Source organism: Pseudoalteromonas sp. GB43 (assembly GCF_054923805.1).
Genome location: NZ_JBPCHJ010000001.1, coordinates 128,277 through 147,413 on the forward strand (window position 1 = coordinate 128,277; position 19,137 = coordinate 147,413).

16 protein-coding genes and 3 pseudogenes are annotated in these 19,137 nt (G+C 38.4%); 9 read left to right on the forward strand and 10 right to left on the reverse strand.

What is annotated here, in order from left to right:
- Nucleotides 1-4: 4 nt before the first annotated feature.
- From ACRWSG_RS00685 to ACRWSG_RS00695, 3 genes are all read left to right on the forward strand, one after another.
- Nucleotides 5-703: a CoA transferase subunit A gene (locus ACRWSG_RS00685; RefSeq protein ID WP_462165357.1), complete on the forward strand. Its 699-nt coding sequence runs from the start codon at nt 5-7 to the stop codon at nt 701-703.
- A gap of 11 nt (nt 704-714) precedes the next feature.
- Nucleotides 715-1,371, forward strand: coding sequence for a 3-oxoacid CoA-transferase subunit B (locus ACRWSG_RS00690; protein ID WP_054553796.1), 657 nt, complete (start codon nt 715-717; stop codon nt 1,369-1,371).
- A gap of 388 nt (nt 1,372-1,759) precedes the next feature.
- Entirely contained in the window at nt 1,760-2,638 is an 879-nt protein-coding gene (locus ACRWSG_RS00695; protein ID WP_054553795.1) for a LysR family transcriptional regulator, read from the forward strand.
- A 45-nt stretch (nt 2,639-2,683) separates the two neighbouring features.
- Here the strand turns inward: ACRWSG_RS00695 and ACRWSG_RS00700 are convergent, their stop codons facing one another.
- Both ACRWSG_RS00700 and ACRWSG_RS00705 read right to left on the reverse strand, forming a co-directional pair.
- Nucleotides 2,684-3,031 carry a hypothetical protein gene (locus ACRWSG_RS00700; protein ID WP_166340177.1) on the reverse strand — a complete coding sequence of 116 codons (348 nt, stop codon included), beginning with the start codon at nt 3,029-3,031 and terminating at the stop codon, nt 2,684-2,686.
- Nucleotides 3,032-3,129: 98 nt separating this feature from the next.
- Nucleotides 3,130-3,582 carry a hypothetical protein gene (locus ACRWSG_RS00705; RefSeq protein ID WP_462165358.1) on the reverse strand — a complete coding sequence of 151 codons (453 nt, stop codon included), beginning with the start codon at nt 3,580-3,582 and terminating at the stop codon, nt 3,130-3,132.
- A 380-nt stretch (nt 3,583-3,962) separates the two neighbouring features.
- Between ACRWSG_RS00705 and ACRWSG_RS00710 the strand changes: the two genes are divergently transcribed.
- Nucleotides 3,963-4,385 (forward strand): hypothetical protein, encoded by a 423-nt coding sequence (locus tag ACRWSG_RS00710; RefSeq protein ID WP_235376662.1) that lies wholly within the window; start codon nt 3,963-3,965, stop codon nt 4,383-4,385.
- A gap of 69 nt (nt 4,386-4,454) precedes the next feature.
- Here the strand turns inward: ACRWSG_RS00710 and ACRWSG_RS00715 are convergent, their stop codons facing one another.
- From ACRWSG_RS00715 to ACRWSG_RS00725, 3 genes are all read right to left on the reverse strand, one after another.
- On the reverse strand, nt 4,455-5,372 hold the full coding sequence (locus ACRWSG_RS00715; RefSeq protein WP_235376663.1) for a DUF5700 domain-containing putative Zn-dependent protease: 918 nt from the start codon (nt 5,370-5,372) through the stop codon (nt 4,455-4,457).
- Nucleotides 5,373-5,398: 26 nt separating this feature from the next.
- Nucleotides 5,399-5,824, reverse strand: coding sequence for a hypothetical protein (locus ACRWSG_RS00720; protein ID WP_462165359.1), 426 nt, complete (start codon nt 5,822-5,824; stop codon nt 5,399-5,401).
- A 114-nt stretch (nt 5,825-5,938) separates the two neighbouring features.
- Nucleotides 5,939-6,274 (reverse strand): hypothetical protein, encoded by a 336-nt coding sequence (locus tag ACRWSG_RS00725; protein WP_199529648.1) that lies wholly within the window; start codon nt 6,272-6,274, stop codon nt 5,939-5,941.
- Between the two features lie 421 nt (nt 6,275-6,695).
- On the opposite strand from ACRWSG_RS00725, the gene ACRWSG_RS00730 reads away from it, so the two are divergent.
- Nucleotides 6,696-7,115: a tetratricopeptide repeat protein gene (locus ACRWSG_RS00730; RefSeq protein ID WP_054553788.1), complete on the forward strand. Its 420-nt coding sequence runs from the start codon at nt 6,696-6,698 to the stop codon at nt 7,113-7,115.
- A gap of 66 nt (nt 7,116-7,181) precedes the next feature.
- Here the strand turns inward: ACRWSG_RS00730 and ACRWSG_RS00735 are convergent, their stop codons facing one another.
- From ACRWSG_RS00735 to msrA, 5 genes and pseudogenes are all read right to left on the reverse strand, one after another.
- Complete coding sequence (locus tag ACRWSG_RS00735) at nt 7,182-8,270, reverse strand: HlyD family secretion protein (RefSeq protein ID WP_462165360.1); 1,089 nt, start codon at nt 8,268-8,270, stop codon at nt 7,182-7,184.
- A 14-nt stretch (nt 8,271-8,284) separates the two neighbouring features.
- On the reverse strand, nt 8,285-9,613 hold the full coding sequence (locus ACRWSG_RS00740) for a glycosyltransferase family 2 protein (RefSeq protein WP_462165361.1): 1,329 nt from the start codon (nt 9,611-9,613) through the stop codon (nt 8,285-8,287).
- The gene (locus ACRWSG_RS00745) at nt 9,610-11,016 is read right to left on the reverse strand and encodes a TackOD1 domain-containing metal-binding protein (RefSeq protein ID WP_166340193.1); all 1,407 of its coding nucleotides are present in this window, start codon (nt 11,014-11,016) and stop codon (nt 9,610-9,612) included. Before ACRWSG_RS00745 ends, ACRWSG_RS00740 begins: the two co-directional genes overlap by 4 nt.
- 216 nt (nt 11,017-11,232) lie before the next feature.
- Entirely contained in the window at nt 11,233-12,180 is a 948-nt protein-coding gene (locus ACRWSG_RS00750; protein WP_462165362.1) for an IS30 family transposase, read from the reverse strand.
- Nucleotides 12,181-12,382: 202 nt separating this feature from the next.
- A pseudogene (msrA, locus tag ACRWSG_RS00755) lies at nt 12,383-13,583 on the reverse strand (peptide-methionine (S)-S-oxide reductase MsrA).
- 235 nt (nt 13,584-13,818) lie between these two features.
- Here msrA and ACRWSG_RS00760 point away from each other — a divergent pair.
- The 4 genes and pseudogenes from ACRWSG_RS00760 to asnB all read left to right on the forward strand — a co-directional run bounded on the left by ACRWSG_RS00760 (nt 13,819) and on the right by asnB (nt 19,130).
- Nucleotides 13,819-15,341: pseudogene (locus tag ACRWSG_RS00760) on the forward strand (leucyl aminopeptidase).
- Between the two features lie 152 nt (nt 15,342-15,493).
- Nucleotides 15,494-16,162, forward strand: coding sequence for a 5-oxoprolinase subunit PxpB (gene pxpB / locus ACRWSG_RS00765; RefSeq protein WP_235376669.1), 669 nt, complete (start codon nt 15,494-15,496; stop codon nt 16,160-16,162).
- Nucleotides 16,159-17,094: a 5-oxoprolinase subunit C family protein gene (locus ACRWSG_RS00770; RefSeq protein WP_194441496.1), complete on the forward strand. Its 936-nt coding sequence runs from the start codon at nt 16,159-16,161 to the stop codon at nt 17,092-17,094. The genes pxpB and ACRWSG_RS00770 overlap by 4 nt, the downstream gene beginning before the upstream one ends.
- Nucleotides 17,095-17,462: 368 nt before the next feature.
- Nucleotides 17,463-19,130: pseudogene (asnB, locus tag ACRWSG_RS00775) on the forward strand (asparagine synthase B).
- The last annotated feature ends 7 nt before the right edge of the window (nt 19,131-19,137 follow it).

Below are 19,137 nucleotides of genomic sequence, written 5' to 3' on the forward strand. Positions count from 1 at the left end.
GCTCATGGCCGGTTTCGATAAAGTGGTTTCAAGTTATGAAGCTGCAATGGAAGGTTTAAAAGATGGCGATACTATTATCGCTGGTGGCTTTGGCTTGTGTGGTATTCCTGAGGGACTTATCAGTGAAATTAAGCGTAAACAGACTAAAAATCTAACCGTTGTTTCAAACAACTGCGGTGTTGATGATTTCGGCTTAGGTATTTTACTTCACGATAAGCAAATTAAAAAAATCATCGCTTCTTATGTGGGTGAAAATGCGCTTTTCGAAAAACAACTACTCGATGGCGAAATTGATGTTGTTTTAACACCACAAGGTACACTCGCTGAGAAGATGCGCGCCGGTGGTGCTGGTATTCCTGCTTTTTATACTGCTACAGGTTACGGCACTCCGGTTGCCGAAGGCAAAGAAGTTAAAGAATTTGATGGTCGCCCGTATATCTTAGAAGAGTCAATTACAGGTGAGTTTGCCATTGTTAAAGCATGGAAAGCCGACCGCTACGGTAATCTTGTATTTCGCCACACAGCTATGAACTTCAATCCGATGACCGCGACAGCAGGTAAAATTACCGTTGCTGAAGTTGAAGAGATTGTTGAGCCAGGTGAACTTGAGCCAAGCCAAATTCATACCCCAGGTATTTATGTTAATCGCGTGATCAAAGGCGACTTTGAAAAACGCATTGAACGTGTAACAACTCGCGATTAAGGAGCAATAAAATGGCATTATCACGTGAACAAGTTGCAATGCGTGTTGCACAAGAACTACAAGATGGCTATTACGTAAACCTAGGTATTGGTATCCCTACTCTGGTTGCTAACTATGTACCTGACGGTATCGAAGTTATGTTGCAGTCTGAAAATGGCTTATTAGGCATGGGTGCGTACCCAACCAAAGACCAAGTTGATGCAGATATGATCAACGCGGGTAAAGAAACCGTGACAGCAGCCACAGGTGCAGCAATATTTAATAGTGCAGATAGTTTTGCCATGATACGGGGTGGTCATGTAGACTTAACAGTATTAGGTGCATTTGAAGTTGACCAGAACGGTAACATCGCATCGTGGATGATCCCAAAAAAGCTAATTAAAGGCATGGGTGGCGCGATGGACCTCGTTGCTGGCGCGAAGAATATTATTGTTACGATGACTCATGCAAGCAAGCATGGCGACTCTAAGTTATTAGAAAGTTGCACTTTACCGCTAACTGGGGTTAACTGTGTAAAGAAAATCGTAACTGATTTAGCCGTACTAGAAGTTAAAGACGGCGCATTTCATCTAATCGAACGCGCTCCAGGCGTGTCGGTAGATGAAATTATTAGCAAAACGGCAGGCAAATTGCTTGTTGAAGGTGATGTTCCAGAGATGGTTTTTTAAACCACTCACATCCCATGTACCGACCTCATTCCCAGTGCCAATGGCGCTGAGTTACCCAAAATCCCTCGCAAGAGGGATTTTTTTTATCTAAAGTCAGCCTTTCGCCGCACCATTTTGTCACATAAATAGTATAAAATGCCCTGCTTTAGTGAATTGGCAGTATCTAATACTGAGACTATGACGAAATAGCTAAAACTGCTAAGATCACTTTTTTACTAAACATTTGCCTAAACATAGATTAAACGAGCGATTAAAGGCTGTTTTTTATACAATATGGCAAGAGTTAGCTATATTCATTCTTTACTCTCTATTTTTTTACATTTTGGGATAATAATTGCTTAGCAGTTAATTAACTAACAAGCGCTATTGAGACTTACTGAAATTAACTATGCAAACACCTATTCGTGGCCTACGCTCATTTTGTTTTGCTGCTCGCACCCTTAGCTTTAAAGATGCAGCAAACCAGCTTTACCTTACACCGTCTGCCGTAAGCCATCAGATCAAACAATTAGAAGAACAATTGGGTATTGAACTATTTGAACGTCAAACCCGTTCAATTCGCCTAACAGCGGCTGGTAAGAATTTTTATGACTCTGTATCACCGCTTATTAAAGCGCTAGAAAAAACCATTAATGAGTTTAGTCAGTTACAAGAAAACGTAACGATCAGTATTACACTACCTGAGTTTTTCGCCAGTGAGCTTTTAATGCCAAAACTGAGCGAATGGACCAGTGAGCACCCAAATACAAACTTACAGCTTAATACCTTAAAAACGCGTAAAGAGCTGACTAAGCAAAGCGATTTGTCGATTGTATTGTCTTCATCTAAACCGCACGAAGGCGTTGTACATGAGCTATTTTCGCTATCGTATACACCAGCTTGCAATAAAGAAAACTGGCAAGCATGGCAAGAAAACCCGTTTCAGGCTTTAAATGAAGTTCCTCTTATACTTCATAAAGCACGTCCTTGGGCTTGGCACCAATGGGCAGAGCATGCTGGTATTGATGACTTTGCACCAAAACAAATTATTCAGGTTGATAGTATGTTTGGTGTGGCACGTGCGGCACAACAGGGTATGGGTATTGCCCTAATCCCCTTGCCTATCAGTCAGACTTGGTTTGATGAACAATGGTTATTTAATTTCACCGATATGCCATTAAAAACGAAAGATAAATATTACTTAGTGCAACACGATCCTAGTGAAACTAATGCACAATTAGAGCTATTTATAAAATGGATGCTTGATACTTTCAAACATCTAAAATAATAGATTTAAGACCCTCAATTTTGTTGAGGGTCTTTTATTGCTAATTTAACTTTTCGACTTGGTTACTAAAATACTCACTTTGTTTTCACCAATTTCGAAAGACGCTTGTTTACCATATTCCACAACAAAAGAAGGTGTAAAATAGCTGCCAGCGAGTGTGATAGATGTTTCTATAGCCGCCGTATTCTCTTTTTGTGGTATCACTGTAACTTCATAGCTAAACCCCTCACCTATAGAGATGGTCGCAGGTTGTTTTTCTTCCACCAGCATTACTGGCGATGCTAGTAGCTCATTCGCTTTATAAACAGATGTTTCAACTTGAAAGCTATCAGCTGCGAAACAACTTGTTGATGCTAAAAATACTCCAGCTACTAAACCTAACTGTTTTTTCATATTTATTTCCTTATCTCATTTATAGGGTTTGTCCGTAATTAATATCAGTTAGTACGTTTATTTGATACACGGAAACTTCAGAATGTTAATTATCTCTATCAAAGCTCTCGATAATACACATCAATGGTATGTGATATAGCTTCATAGCTGTTATTTTCGTGTTTAAAACACGCTTTTCTTAGTTCCTTCTCTTCGTAGTTTTTACCAGCCACGACGACTTGATCGAGAGTTTGTGAATTTGCACAGAATTGATTTGATGAAATTGTTTCTACTTTGACTGATTCAGCTTTTGAACGCGGTAATGAACTAGGCTTTGGATTTTGCTTCATGCCTTCAAGTAACTGTGCTTTAGTAACAGGCACAGTATCTGACCCTAGCCCAGGAATATGCAATGTTTGTTTAATCGTATAGTTTTTACTTAATAATGGCGCAAACAAAGATACATCGTTGCTCAAATAAGCTTGCTCAAAATTTAGATAAACAGCCACTTTATCTTCAGCTGCATTGGCAATAACAGGTCCCAAAAGTAACAACGCAAATATCAGTTTCATGGTTATACGCTTATTCTGAATAAATTAAGTCATCAACTACACATACCATCATAAAGTACCGATTTTATTTTTAATTAACAACAATTTGTTTGTTTTGCGTACTCAACTCCTTTATTGTTCTTTATCGTAAACATTACCTATTTAAACCCTGTGTCTACTTTATCAGGGTCAGATCACAGATCTGACAGCTGATAGCTGATAGCTGATAGCTGATAGCTGATAGCTGATAGCTATAAGACTAACTCATTACATTAGACAAAATGTCTATAGGTTAAATTTCTTCATCTATTAGGTCATTTTTTATCGTTTGTTGAATTTGTAGTGTTCAATTAAAGTTCATTTGTCGGCGATTGATACCGACTCAAATAGAGGAAATGATTATGTTTAGTACACTTATGAAACGCGTTGCAGTTAGCTCATTATTAACTTGTTCAGCTATGGCAGTGGCTGATCAAAGTGACTACAAATTAATGGTTATTGACCAATCTACACAAGCAACAGTAGATACAAACCGCCAATACGAACTAGCATTTAACCAATGTGCGTTAAGTGTTCAAGCAAAGAATTTTACAGAAGCTGAAACACTTTGCTCTAAAGCAATCAGCTTGCTTAGCAAGAGCAAGGTACCTGCTTATAAACGTCGTGAATTAACCTCATTTGCATTAAGCAATCGCGGTGTAGCTCGAATCATGTCTGAAAACGACACTGCTGCATTGTCTGACTTTTACGAAGCAGTACAAATTTCAGGTAACGAGCTAGTAGAGCACAACTTAACACGTGCGAAAAAGAACTTAGCGTTATAAGTTCTCACAGAATTGTGTTGTCTCAAAACCCAGCTTAGGCTGGGTTTTGTCGTTTAGCTGTTTCGTTTTTTAGTCTTCCGCTTTTATCAATAAATCAAGTTCTTTTAGCAATAGGCTCTCTACTGTCTTTTTATCCATTTTAGCCAATTGCTCTAAGCTGTAATTCTTGCCAATTTCTTTAGCTAAAATATAACCTAGGTAATAACCTCTTCGGTATGGCAGCTTTGTCTCGTCCTTTGCGAAGTTGAAAAATGAAGAATATATTTCAGTTTTTTTTGAGTAAAACTTTTTCTTAAGGTCAACGAAAGAATCGAGCTGCCTTGAGCGAATCTTTTTCACCAAATTGCTAGGTATGTTTAGCATTAATTCATCATCACTGGCTGACGGAGTTAATTTATGTGAAACGTAAGTAGCTAATCCCTCAGTCCAAATAGAGCACCATAGCTCATCCTTACATTGAAATAACTTTTCATGATAAACGTGAAATAACTCGTGATGAAAGAATGGCGTATCGTTTTTCCAGGTATGATATTTGGCCATAAGGTCTACACCAAACATTAAGTAAGTCTTACCATTTAACACTCGCGTTGCCCCATTGAACCTTCCTAATGAGTGAAGTATGTAAATGGGGGTTTCAGGTTTGAAATCAGGGAAAGTAGCAATAAATGATTCCATACTGCTGTTTAATTCTTTAGATAAACGTCTATTTTTTGAAAAATATACTTCTTCTATTCCACTGAAACCCTCAATAGCTTTAACAAAGCTTTTATCACTATAAAAAGGCGCAAATTGAGAGGTGAAATGTTGAGAAAACTGCTCTGCTCTATTTTCTGCAGTCAACGTCTTGCTTGACTGATATAAAGTATAAAAATCATCAGCGAGATTAATGACTTCAAAATCAGCTGACTGCTTATTAGCAAGCGCATTAAATGAAAGCACACCAAATATGAAGATAGAGAGTAGAAGAAATTTAGAGAATATTTGCATAACTATAGTCAGAATTATTTGTTAGGTTAAAATCTATTGTGTACGTACCCATAACTCGAGGAAATATAACCGTTAATAATCTCGACTTGAGTAGGCAGACCATACATAGGCTCTGAAACAGCCTGAATTGGAAAGTTTAGTTTTGGTAATTCAATTGTATTGGGGGTTGAGATGCCGAACCAAAAGCTAACGGGTTCATCATCAACAAACATACATGGTTGCGTATACTCAATTCCAGCTAAGCCAATATTAATGTAACCCAAGAATTTATTGCCAATAGCATCAGTAAACAGGGACTTTACAAGTAGCTGATTATTAGGGTTTAATGTATCAGCTTCAGATGCTGGTGTTACAATCGTTTCATCAACAGAATCATCCTTACAATACTTAAAAAGCCAAACAGCATGTTCATTAAGATCTTGAACAGTAATTTCCCAACAAAACTTATCCATGTCTATCCTTGAGTTGTTTCGCCAACTTAATTAGCTTTAACGTTAGGTTAAAATTAGTGCAAAGTGAACAGAGTTCAAATTTTGTAATCTTGTCGCTCTTTAGAAAAGAGCTTTTTATTTAACTTCAATCCAAGTCGGTTTATCTCTGGGTATTAAACCAAATTTTTTAGCTATGAAAACAATATCATCGGCTTTGCCTGATATTTCACCTTCAAACCAACAATCCCACTCAAAATTAAGTACACGATTTTCTTTTACTAGCTTAACCTTACCGTAATCAATCCAGGCATCAAAATCACCGTATTCATAAGTTTTGACCCAGCCATTTTTCTGACAAAACAATAAAATATTAATAAAATCATCAGTTTTTATATCCTGTATGATTTTTAAGCCTAATACTTTAAATTTGGAATCTATAGCTTTCCTAACAAGGGATATGATTAGCTTCATGAACCACCAAGAGTTTTTAACACACGTTTTGAGCATTTATAACCATTAGTCAGAGCAATGCTTAAAAGATTATTTTTAACAAAGTTACTTACCGATTGCTACTGTTCTAACTGGACAGCCGCGTCCCTTAAACCTAAATAAATCTGAAGCCCACAATCAGCAGGCCAAAATAACTTTCCTACAAAAAATAACGATATCAAATTTATCAGCACTCAACTCAGCTAATTTGTAACTTTCAATACAGGAATAAAACAACTTCACCTCCTCTACATCACAGTAAAATTTCGAATCCTGAGTAATTACTCTATAGATTAAATTTCTTCATCTATCAGTTTTAATTTAATCGTTTGTTTAGCTTATGGGAATATTTTAAAGTTCACTCGTTGGTAAGAAACACCAACTTATTCAGAGGAAAACTATCATGTTAAAAACACTTGTAACCACTATTGCACTTAGCTCTTTATTAACTTGCTCAGCGATGGCAGTAGCCAAACAAGCTGATTATAAACTGATGGTTATTGAGCAAGCTCAAACGAACGATAATGCAACTAGCCAATACGAAACTGCCTTCAACCGCTGTGCATTAAGCGTTAAAGAAAAGAATTTTTCAGAAGCGGAAAGCCTGTGTACACAAGCAATTTCTCTTCTAAGTACAAGTAAGGTACCAGGTTACAAACGCCGCGAATTAACTTCGTTTGCACTTAGTAACCGTGGTGTTGCCCGCATCATGTCTGAAAAAGATACTGCTGCACTTTCTGACTTTTATGAAGCGGTGCAAATTTCAAAAAATGAACTTGTTAATCACAACTTAAGTCGCGCAAAACAAAACCTAGCGCTGTAACAGTTCCCCCAACCAAATTGTTGTCGAAAGCCCGGTTCTTGTGTGTTCTGACCGGGCTTTTTTTATTTAATGTTTGGCAAATAAATCTGACATCCCCTTCATTGTGATGCGATCAAATTGAATTTCTACAGGTAATCCTTCTATATGGTATTCTGCTGGAATATCTACTTGCAAAATAAGTTTTAAAGCGGCTTTTTCGCCTTCGAATGGACCTGAAAGCTGCGGGGGTATCTTACTTGTAAGCTCTGTATATTCATTAATTACAGCATCAAATTTTTTACCATTTGGAAGTTTTACAGTCGCTTTTTGACCTATTTTTGAATACTCCAAAAATTTTGGTGCAAGATAAGCATGAACTCTTAGTTCTCTGCCGGTATCAACTGAAAATAATGGTGAGTTTTGATTTACAAACTGACCATCTTGCACAAAGATATCGTTAATATTTCCCGAAAACGGAGTTTTAACAACAAGGTTTTGTTGCAGTGCAGACAACTTTGCAAATTCAATTGAAAGATCTTGATAGCGTTGCCCCTTTAATCCATACAAGCGTTCCATTTCTTGCCGCTCTTTTTCACGCAAGATATCAACCTTTGTCTGTTCGTAACTTAATTGAGCACTGTTAAAAGCAGCTATTGCGCTTGCTAAATCAGAAACGGGGACTATTCCGCGGCTTTTATAATCTTTATACGTATTAAGCAATTCTTGCTGCCTTTCAACGCCTTCTTTTGCGACTCGCTTTCTTTGTTCTAGCTGCGTCATAATTGTTTTGCTAAATGGTATCTGTTGTTGAGTTAGATTTAATATTTGTCGGTCAACTTCTTGATACTGCCCTGTCAATTCAGGGTTATATAATGTGAGCAATATTTCATCTTTCATCACAGAATCACCAAGGTTAACGTCAACAAATTCAATAGTTCCTTTACTTGGAGCTTTAATCAGAAGCGGTTCAGTCGTAATGATACCAACAGCTTCAACCTTAAGTTGTGGCACTAAATAAATCCATGCGACAATACAAATAGGGCTCAATGCAATCAGAATTAAAAAATACCAGCGTAATTTATGTGATGTTCTTTTTGCTCCAGCATATGGAACTTTAATTCCTTTTTCTTCGTTCGGATTGTTGACCTTTGCAGTGCTATTAAAATGCAATTTCATATTATTCCCTTAATCTAAAATTTTTGACCACGTTTAAGCACCCACCAAGGTGCCATACTAGACTCTTCATGCGACCGCCGGAATACTTCATTAACCAGCGCAAAGCAACATACTAGGCGCATTATAAATGCATAGATGGGATAGAGAGGTAGCCAGAGGAATAGTGTAAAATCTTGCTTAAGTTTTTCTGAAACACTAACTAAAACTAACAAATAAAAATAGCCGATAGTTAGAAGGTATAAGGCATAAATGACGAATATTAATGCTAGTGAGAATTGCCAAGGATAAATAATAGCAACCCCAACAAAATACACAAAAATGACAAATGGCAACATAACGTTTTGCAAGTAACCATAAAAAAGTGTAAACAAAAAATTCTTCCAGCCTAAAAGCTGAGGTGAAAAAGCTGGCCAATGTTTACGCAAATATAAAAACAGCAAGTCCCCGTCCCAACGTAATCTTTGCAAGACAAGCTCTTTAAATGATTGAGGTGCGTCTGTATGTGCAATCGACGCAGTCGCGTAAGGTATTTTTAAATTAGGGTAGCGTTTAAAATACTGTTTGATACGAACTGTTAGATTTAAGTCTTCTGCAGTATGAGTATCCCAACCTCCTATTTGTTTTAAGAAATCACGTCTAAATGCACCAAATGCACCTGAAATGTTGTTAATTAAATTACATTGAGCTAAGCCAGTTTTACCACCCTGCATCGATATTAAGTATTCGATTGCTTGCATTCTAGTCCATAAAGTTTTATTCACATTACGAACTCTTAAAGCACCTCCCACAGCAGGTACATTAGGGTCTTCAAATAACCTGACTAAATTTGCCATCATATCATTGTCAAATGAAGTATCCGCATCAACATTGACGATAATTTCACCTTTAGCATAGGATAAGCCTGCGTTTAAAGTTGAAACTCGCCCTCCCCGCTGCCATTTTGGCAATAAAACAATCTCACGATTTTTGCGTTTAAATAACTGCTTACATTCTTTAGCTACATGGTAAGTGTGGTTATTTTGAACAGCACCATCTATTACAGCAATAATTTCAATTTTACCTGGGTAAGTTTGTTCAACGAGTGAGTGAATGGTTTCTTTAACTGCATCCCCTTCTGCATAACAAGTAATAACACAGCTAACTTTTGGTAAATAAAATAATTTAGTATTGTTTATACGTGTCTTTTCTCTAGTCCATTTAATTATGCCAAACGTGATTATTAAAAATAGCGGCAACTCATAGATAAGGTATAAAGGAATAAATTTCACTAGAACTAATATATTACTTTGTACATAAAAAATAATTTGTTCAGTAATATGTATTAAAGTGCTGAGCGTACTCATAAAACACTCTCCTGCTGAGCTGCAAATTGTTGCTCAAGCCAAACACCTATTTCATCTGGCATTTCTTTTGATGGAAGTGGAATGCCTTTAATCGAAAGTGAGAAGTCGCTATTTTTATTGAGTAAAGAAATCCCTTTTAATTTTTGATAAACAAAGGATAAATGTTCAATTGTTGTATTAGGTAACATTAAAAGTAATGTATGCTCTCCTGCTAAACAGCAAATATCCGTGGTCCTGATACTCTCGTTAATTCTGCTCTCAAATTCGTCTATTAATTGAATAGCACGTGCTTCACCATTTTCTGCAATAAATTGCGCGAGGTTTTTTAACTCTATCTTAACTATTGAGTGTGTTTGCTGGTGCCTTACGGCAAGTTGGTTTTGCCACTTAACCACCCATTCGAAATGTGAATAGTTAATAGAGTCAGTGCTGGTTAAATTAAAATTGTCAAAACGCTCACCAAGTCTAATTAAACTTTTACCTTCCATTGATATGTTGTAACTATGAATGTTCTGTACTATTAACTCATCAACTTGATTACTGGTCTGACAGTGGAAGCATTTAGCAATAACGTCAGCATCTACAAAGCTAGTATGGCATTGGTTACATTTCTGGTTTTCTATTGGGCGATCATAGTCAACGCCAATGTGTCTCAATTTTGTATGGCAATTAGGGCAGCTTAGCCCGATACCCTCTTTAAATTTAGATTCGCCATTTACATGACCACAGTTAAAACAGTGCAAACTAGATACACTGGCAATATCAATACTTTGACAACTTGGGCATGAATCAACATAATTTAAGTGCCCTGATTGGCAGTGTCTACAGTAGCGAACACGGTCGATTAACTTATCTGTCTGTAAGAGTTTTCTTCTATGGATACTCGACAACCATGACATCGCATCTTTAGTGTTAACCCCGAAACACTCTAAAAGCGGATAATAATAAACACTATTAATGCTTAAATCATGAACAGGTAACAAGCTATTATCTTTATAAATCCACATAAAAGACAAAAGCTTAGTTAAAGCTGAGTCGACTAAATTAAGACTTAGATTTAAACTAGTTGCGCGCGTTATTACGGAGTTATAAAAATCATCACTTTGTTTATTAAAAAGACCATTTGCAAGAGCTTCTGATAAATAACAAGGCGTATTTACCAAAATACAGCTTTGCCATAACAGTTCGTGCTTACGGATTTTCTTGAGCGCTTCGCCTTGGTTTACAATGTCGTCAGCAAAAACAATAAGTGGAAAATGAGATTGAGCTTCAAAAGCGGAAAAAAAGTGCTCTACGTCGTTAAATACTGTGAATTCGTGTCCGTAAACTAAAAAATCAATATCCTTAAGCTCACCAATCCAAATTTTTTGTAACGAAATATCATTTAATTGCTGTTTATTCATTTACCCTCCATGAAATGAACTATTGTATTCATACCGCATTCTAAACTGTTTTTATATAAGGTACGATCAGACTTTTCATATAACTGGTAATTTATGGTTTAAATTAACTAGTCAATAGCTTATAAAAATAAGAAGGTATGATTGAAATCTATATTTAAAATAATATTTTATTGTTATTAATCGCGAATTCAAGTCCGAAGTGCACCACTCGCTAAATTAGGCTGCTTTGCGTAATTCATCGAATATTACCGCTGGTTGCCTAAACCCTAGACATTTTCTCGGTTTCGCATTGAGCGCCTTTTCTATGTGCGCAATTTGCTTATCTGTCACCGTTCGTAAATCAGTGCCTTTGCGAATATATTGACGCAACAAGCCATTAAAGTTCTCATTTAACCCTCTTTCCCATGATGAGTAGGGGTTAGCAAAGTAGATGTCGGTTTTTAGCTTGTCTGAAACATGCTCATGTTCACAAAACTCACTCCCGTTGTCTGCGGTTATCGTATGAACATGGCGTCGATAGCGCCACAGCATACCTATCATTGCTCTGCTCACTTGCGCTGCACTTTTTGCTGGCACTTTGCGTATCAGGTAAAACTTACTTGTACGCTCGACTAAACTAACGATTGCTCCCGTACCATGCTTGCCAAGTACTGTATCCGCTTCCCAATCACCAAATCGTGTCTTAGTGTCAACAATCGCAGGTCTATGTTCAATGCCAACACGATTTGGGATGATGACACGTTTGCTTCGGCTGCCTTTACGATAACGTCTGTGCCCTTGTCGCAGATGTTTGTATAGCTTGCCACCACTCAATTTATCTTTTTGAATATAGCCATAAATCCATTCATGACTCACAGGATGCCCGATAATTTTGCTTACACCCGCAACCTGCTCAGGGCTCCATTTTTGCTCCAATCCAAACTCAACGAACGCAATTGTAAGTGCTGGCATGGAATACTTGGCAGCTAGATGTTTTCGTTTACATGCCTTTGAATGTGCAACCTCAGGCAAGTAATGACTTCGAGTACTATTGCGCCTAACTTCACGACTTATAGTGCTGTGGCTCACTTTTAGCCTTTTCCCTATCTCTCGATAGCTAAAACCCTCGCGTAAGTAGGCCTCAATCTGGTATCTTTGCCCTTCGATCAACTGCTTGTAACTCATGGTATCTACTCTTGTTTTTTGGCGATTACAGAGTACCACCAACAGGCAGTTGATTCTCTTCTCACCGTTTAACCATGAGTGGTGCACTTATTATCTGAATTCGGGATTGAAATATAAACTTTATGTTAATAAAGAATTGTATGAGGTAGCTTTTAATATAAAAGCCAGCTCTGAAAGCTGGCTATAAATAAGTTCTAACTTATTAAGTTTCATCTCTTGGCACAAACTCAAGCACTGTTGCATTAATGCAGTACCTGTCTTTACCTCTTGTCCCTTCACCAGGGAACAAATGCCCTAAATGAATACCAGAAGCTTTTTGATTTAAGCTCAATACGCTGCATGCCATAACTGTTGTCTTCATGCATAGTTACACTGTCTTTAACTGGATGTGTAAATGAAAGCCAGCCAGTGCCTGAGTTAAATCTATCTCGGGTATCAAAAAGCGGCGCTCCACTTAGCTTATCAATAAAAATACCGTCGGGTGTATTTTTAAAGATATCGTACTGCTTACAAAATGGGCTGTCAGTTCTGGCATGAAATGCAACTCTAAAGGCTTCATTGTCACCTAGTTTAAATGCGCCTAAGGCTTTGTAAAACTCACCTTTACTGACATAGCCTTGGCGACCATAAACCTCTTCGCCATTTTCTATAAATAATAACGTGGGTGTTGCCCAAGTCGGCGTTTTAATCGTTAAACCATCAAGTTGATCAGCATGTCGGAAAGTCATAGGAATTGTCCCCATGTACTCATTAGCGACCTCTTTTTTAAACTTTTCACAGTATGGGCAATAACCTTTAGCATCTATCACTACAATTTGCTTACCTGCCAATAAGGCTGTGTTATCAACCTGCTGTTTTTCTACTGGTGTGAATACAACGCCCGTTGAATGATCAGGGCAATAGCCATTGGGGTTTTTCTTTAAATAATCTTGGTGATAATCCTCTGCAGCATAAAATGCGTCAAGCGGTTTTATCACAGTCACAATCTTGCCGTAGCCTGCTGCGGTTAATTTACTTTGGTATTCATCTTTAAGTGTATTAGCAACCTCGAGTTGCTCATTATTACTTACCAAAATTGTTGAGCGGTATTGAGTGCCAATATCATTACCTTGGCGATTTAGCTGGGTTGGATCATGATTTTCAAAATAATGCATTAACAGTGATTGTGTTGTTAACTCGTTGCTGTTGTATGTCACTTTAACAACTTCTGCATAATTGTTTTTATCAAAGCGTCGCGAGCTACGTGTTATGTTCTTGTAGGTCGCTTTAAAACCATGCCCATCGGCATAGCCAGATACCGCATCCAACACGCCATCAAGTGCTTCGTAACGTTTTTCTGCTCCCCAAAAACAACCTGAACCTAGCACAATGGTTTCAATATGCCCTGTTGCGTTATCTGGCATTGTTTCAGCTTTAATTGGGCTGGTGGTAAAAATGGCACTGCAAGTGAATAGTGTCAGTAACATCGACTTAATTGTCATACTAATTTCCTCTTAAAAGCCTGTATTTAAGACAGACCGCGTATAGGTATTAATAATTTCAACTTAAACGCATGCAAACAGCGATTCACCGCTAACAATTTAACTCTTAACCTTATTTACGGTAAAACACAGCTTTTTAACATTGGGATATTAAAAAATGAAAATTGCACACAGCTTATCTGCTATTGCATTAGGATTAACACTTGCTACGCAAGTGAATGCCGCAGAGTTCACTTTTGCAAAATCAATTAAACCGAACGACAACACACTAGTTTTATTTTTAGATACAGATAGCCAAGTTGCTAATTTTAATTATTTAAAGCCAGAAACCCAAACTCACCTAAATAAAGTCATTGAATTTAGCGACTTTAAAGCAGGTTATGGCAAAACGTTAGAAGTTATCGCACCAAACGGTAGCGACCATCAACGCATCTTACTTGTTGGCTTAGGAGAGCAGCCAAAACTAGATGCAGCAAAAATGGCAAAACTAGGTGGTAACGTTCACGCTAAATTGCAGTCGGCTAAACAAGCAAATGTTAGCCTTGATTTTTCAGAGCTTAAAGACAGCGCAATCAATGCTAAATATGCAGCAGAATTTGCACATGGCGCAAATTTACGTGACCACCGTTTTGAGCAATACAAAAAAGAACAAGACAGCCACGTTGTTAACTACACATTAGATGTTGAAAATTTAGACCAAGCGGTCAAAACCCATAAATTACTACAAAGCATTGAACAAGGTGTATTTTTAGCACGTGACTTAACGTCTGAAGTTGCAACAGAAATGACACCGGTTGATTTTGCTAAAGCGGCAAAAGAGCTTAAAAAGTTAGGTGTTAAAATTACAGTTTTAGAACCTAAGCAAATTAAAAAGCTAGGCATGGGTGCACTTGAAGCAGTTGGTCGTGGTAGCGAAGAAGGTGCACGTTTAGTGGTTGCTCATTATCAAGGTAATAAAAACCCCCCTATCGCGTTAGTGGGTAAAGGTATTACCTTTGATTCAGGTGGCTACAGCCTTAAAACAGGCGCGTCAATTGCCCGCATGAAATCAGACATGGCAGGGGCAGCTGCAGTACTGGGTACTGTTAAAGCAATGGCACTTGCTAAAGCCGACACAAACGTTGTTGCTGTAATGGGCATGGCTGCCAATATGGTATCGCAATTTGCTGTTGCGCCTGGCGATGTTATAAGAACAGCCGAAGGTTTAAGTGTTGAAATTGTTAATACAGATGCTGAAGGTCGCTTAGTACTGAGTGATGCAATGTGGTATGCCCGTGACAAATACAAACCAAGTATTATGGTTGATGTTGCGACCCTAACCGGGTCTAAAATTCGTGCTGTAGGTAATGAATACGCGGCGGTTTTCTCTGATGATGATACTCTTGTTGAGCAACTAACTATTGCGGGTAAGCAAGTAAATGAAAACCTATGGCGTTTACCTCTAGGTTATGAAGATGCATTAAAGTCAGACATTGCTGATTCTAAAAACATCGGTTCACATGACCAGGTGCTACTACAGCAGCGAGTTTCTTACAAAACTTTGCCGGTGACACACGTTGGGTTCACATTGATATTGCAGGTAACGCGCTAAACTCTAAAGCAAAAGATGAACTAGCTGAAGGCGGTACAGGCTATGGCGTACGTTTACTGTCTAATTGGTTACTAAATAACGCACAGTAATTAGACATTGCACTTTATCAAGTGGTTATAAACAATTATAGCCACTTGATTGTCTTGAGTTTTTCTAATTAACACTAAAGACACATTTACATCATCAACAAACAGCCTATATGCTAATAAGCATTAAGGGATAATAATAAGATTGATACGCAATGACGACGACCAAAAGTACACCTAAAATTATGGCGCTCACTACGCATAGCATCTTTTTTGATGCCTATGAAACAGCAAGCGACATACTCACTACGCAAAAGAAAATATGGGCATTAGCACAATATTGCCAAAGCAGTGATGACTTTGTTGATGTAGTCCCTGCCAATAATAATTTAACACTTTACCTGAAAGAGCCCGCTCAACTTGCTGGTTGGCTGCCACGATTACTTGAACAATGGCACGAACTTAAAGCTACTGACTTTAACTCACGTCATCATAAACTTGCGACTCGTTATGGTGGTGAATATGGGCCTGATATAGCACATGTTGCTAAACATCATAATCTGTCTGTTGATGATGTTGCTCAAATGCACAGCAGTGCCAAATACCACGTGCTTTTTTTAGGCTTTAAACCCGGTTTTGCTTATTTAGATGGTTTAAATCCACAACTTTTCACACCTCGACATGCTGAACCAAGGCTCTCTGTTCCAAAAGGATCTGTTGCTATTGGCGGCAATCAAACCGGTATTTACCCTGAAAGCTCCCCTGGAGGCTGGCAAATTATTGGTCATACAGATTTTCGTCTATTTGATATCAATGCATCCTCGCCTTGTGCTATCGAACCCGGTGATACTTTAGAGTTTGTTATTCAGGAGGTGTTAAAATGATCACTATCATCAAACCTGGTATGCAAATGTCTATACAAGATCAAGGTCGCACAGGATCTCGCCATTTAGGCATTGGACAATCAGGGTGCATTGACCCTTATGCTCAAGTTATTACAAACCGTTTAGTCGGCAACGACGACAACAACCCCGTTATTGAAATCACTTTGGGTCTTGCCGAAATTAAGTTCGATAACGATTACTACATTGCACTGCACGGCACAGATATGAAAGCCACAGTGAATGGCAATGCTGTTGAACCAGGCTGGAGCTTTTACATAAAAAAAGGCGATGTATTAAAGTTTAATGCGGCGCGTCATGGTTTTAGAAGTTACCTTGCGATTGGCGGCGAGTGGCATTTACCTGAGCCAATTTTAGATTCTTACTCAACAGATATATTAGCGGGTTTTGGTGGCTTAACCGGTCAAGCACTACAGGCTGGCGATAGTTTTGATATAACGCCAAGGTACAATACCAAAATTGGCTTAGGTGCCATGCTACCACCTAAAAGTACACAAATTCGTATTCATGCTGCACCACATGCAGCACTGTTACCAAAAGAAACCATCGTTAACTTTATAAATCATTCATGGCATGTATCACCAAATAGCAACCGCATGGGCACACGGCTATTAAGTGATGAGTGTGATATTAGCCATGATGTTTCGCTACCATCAATGGCTGTCGCTCCTGGCTGTATTCAGCTTCCGCCAAATGGTGAACCCATAGTGCTATTAAACGATGCGCAAACAACGGGTGGTTACCCATTGCTCGGTACCGTGATCGAAGCGGACCTTCGTCACTTTGCACAATTAAAACCCGGTGATTTCCTTCACTTTAAGTTTGTTACACTTAAAGAAGCCCATGCAGCACAAGAAAAACTCACTGCGCACTTAAATCAACTTGCGATAGCACTAAACTATATTAATAAATAGCGTTAATTTATTGGTGTTTAAAAAGCGAGCAAAGAAAGTCTTTGCTCGCATTGCTTTAAAGCTTGTCTATACATTTAAAAAGGTAAAAACCCTATACATTCCTTTGCACCAAAGCAGTGCAGATTATTTACTAACAAAAGCCTTTATTCCAGACTCACTATCATCCAATTTGCACAAATCAAGCATTTAAACCGCTCACCCTTTAACCACTTACCCCATACTGGTGCAAAGAGGTTAGCGCAGGTGCATATTTTATTCTCAATTAATTAAAAAACCTGTGTGACTTAGGTAATTATTTCTGTTAAAACAAACATTCGCAGTTATATAAATTCTGTTAACTGCGCACATATTTGGAATGAGGAGTCACTATGTGTTCAATTTTTGGGGTATTAGATATTAAATCTAATCCCGCTCAATTGCGTAGCCAAGCAATTGAGATGTCAAAACTATTAAGGCACCGCGGGCCAGATTGGTCTGGCGTGTATTCATCAGATAAAGCTATTTTAGTGCACGAACGTCTAGCGATTGTTGGCGTATCGAGTGGTGCACAGCCTTTGTACAACCCTGAGCGTACAAATATTCTTGCTGTTAACGGTGAAATTTATAACCACAAAGAGCTCGCTGCCAGCTTAGAAACTGATTTCACTTTTCAAACTCAGTCAGACTGTGAAGTTATTTTGGCTTTATATAAGCAAAAAGGCCCTGAGTTTTTAGACGATTTAAATGGTATTTTCGCGTTTTGTTTATACGACGAAGAGCAAGATGCCTACTTAATTGGTCGTGACCATATCGGGATTATTCCGCTTTATACAGGTCATGATGAACATGGTAACTTTTATGTTGCCTCAGAATTAAAAGCATTATCGCCAATTTGTAAACATATTGAAGAATTCCCTCCGGGTCATTTCTTGTGGAGTAAAGATGGTCAACTTCGTAAGTATTACAGCCGCGATTGGCAAAGCTATGACGCAGTAAAAGACAACGAAGCTAAATCAAGCGATGTTAAAGAAGGCTTAGAGGCTGCTGTTAAACGTCAATTAATGTGTGACGTACCTTACGGTGTTCTATTATCAGGCGGTTTAGATTCATCGGTAATTTCAGCTATCACACAACGTTTTGCTGCAAAACGTATCGAAGATAATGATGAGTCTGATGCATGGTGACCAAAACTGCATTCATTCTCTGTGGGTCTTGAGGGTTCACCCGATTTAGCAGCTGCACAAAAAGTAGCTGATATGATTGGTACGGTTCACCACCCTATTCACTTTACTATTCAAGAAGGTATTGATGCCCTACGTGAAGTGATTTATCACATCGAGACCTACGATGTAACAACTATTCGCGCCTCAACGCCTATGTATTTAATGGCACGTCAGATCAAAGCCATGGGTATTAAAATGGTGTTGTCGGGCGAAGGTGCTGATGAGCTATTTGGTGGTTACCTTTATTTCCACAAAGCACCAAATGCGCAAGAGTTCCATGAAGAGCTTAACCGTAAAGTCTCTAAACTACATATGTTCGATTGCTTGCGTGCGAATAAATCAATGGCAGCATGGGGCGTTGAAGCGCGAGTGCCATTCTTAGATAAAGAATTTGTAGACGTAGCAATGCGTATCAACCCAGAAGCGAAAATGTGTATAGACGGTAAAATCGAAAAACACATTATTCGTGAAGCGTTCGACGGCTACCTGCCAGACGACGTGCTTTGGCGCCAAAAAGAGCAGTTCTCTGATGGTGTAGGCTATAACTGGATTGATACGTTAAAAGAGTATGTGAACGAACAAGTTAGCGATCAAGACCTTGCTAATGCAAAATACAAATACCCGATCAATACGCCTGATTCTAAAGAAGCGTATTTCTATCGTAGTATTTTTGAAGAGCACTTCCCTGGTGATGCAGCCGCAAAATGTGTTCCGCATGGCAAATCTGTTGCTTGTTCTACTCCTGAAGCACTCGCTTGGGATGCATCTTTCCAAAACAATGCTGACCCTTCAGGTCGTGCTGCTGGCGTTCATAACGACGCTTACAAAAAGTAGTAACTTT

Coding starts and splice junctions, on each gene's coding strand:
- ACRWSG_RS00725 (WP_199529648.1), bottom strand. CDS start 6,274: ATGAAGCTAATCATATCCCTTGTTAGGAAAGCTATAGATTCCAAATTT.
- pxpB (WP_235376669.1), top strand. CDS start 15,494: ATGACGACGACCAAAAGTACACCTAAAATTATGGCGCTCACTACGCAT.
- ACRWSG_RS00705 (WP_462165358.1), bottom strand. CDS start 3,582: ATGAAACTGATATTTGCGTTGTTACTTTTGGGACCTGTTATTGCCAAT.
- ACRWSG_RS00700 (WP_166340177.1), bottom strand. CDS start 3,031: ATGAAAAAACAGTTAGGTTTAGTAGCTGGAGTATTTTTAGCATCAACA.
- ACRWSG_RS00720 (WP_462165359.1), bottom strand. CDS start 5,824: ATGGATAAGTTTTGTTGGGAAATTACTGTTCAAGATCTTAATGAACAT.
- ACRWSG_RS00710 (WP_235376662.1), top strand. CDS start 3,963: ATGTTTAGTACACTTATGAAACGCGTTGCAGTTAGCTCATTATTAACT.
- ACRWSG_RS00690 (WP_054553796.1), top strand. CDS start 715: ATGGCATTATCACGTGAACAAGTTGCAATGCGTGTTGCACAAGAACTA.
- ACRWSG_RS00770 (WP_194441496.1), top strand. CDS start 16,159: ATGATCACTATCATCAAACCTGGTATGCAAATGTCTATACAAGATCAA.
- ACRWSG_RS00735 (WP_462165360.1), bottom strand. CDS start 8,270: ATGAAATTGCATTTTAATAGCACTGCAAAGGTCAACAATCCGAACGAA.
- ACRWSG_RS00695 (WP_054553795.1), top strand. CDS start 1,760: ATGCAAACACCTATTCGTGGCCTACGCTCATTTTGTTTTGCTGCTCGC.
- ACRWSG_RS00715 (WP_235376663.1), bottom strand. CDS start 5,372: ATGCAAATATTCTCTAAATTTCTTCTACTCTCTATCTTCATATTTGGT.
- ACRWSG_RS00730 (WP_054553788.1), top strand. CDS start 6,696: ATGTTAAAAACACTTGTAACCACTATTGCACTTAGCTCTTTATTAACT.
- ACRWSG_RS00750 (WP_462165362.1), bottom strand. CDS start 12,180: ATGAGTTACAAGCAGTTGATCGAAGGGCAAAGATACCAGATTGAGGCC.
- ACRWSG_RS00745 (WP_166340193.1), bottom strand. CDS start 11,016: ATGAATAAACAGCAATTAAATGATATTTCGTTACAAAAAATTTGGATT.
- ACRWSG_RS00740 (WP_462165361.1), bottom strand. CDS start 9,613: ATGAGTACGCTCAGCACTTTAATACATATTACTGAACAAATTATTTTT.
- ACRWSG_RS00685 (WP_462165357.1), top strand. CDS start 5: ATGGCCGGTTTCGATAAAGTGGTTTCAAGTTATGAAGCTGCAATGGAA.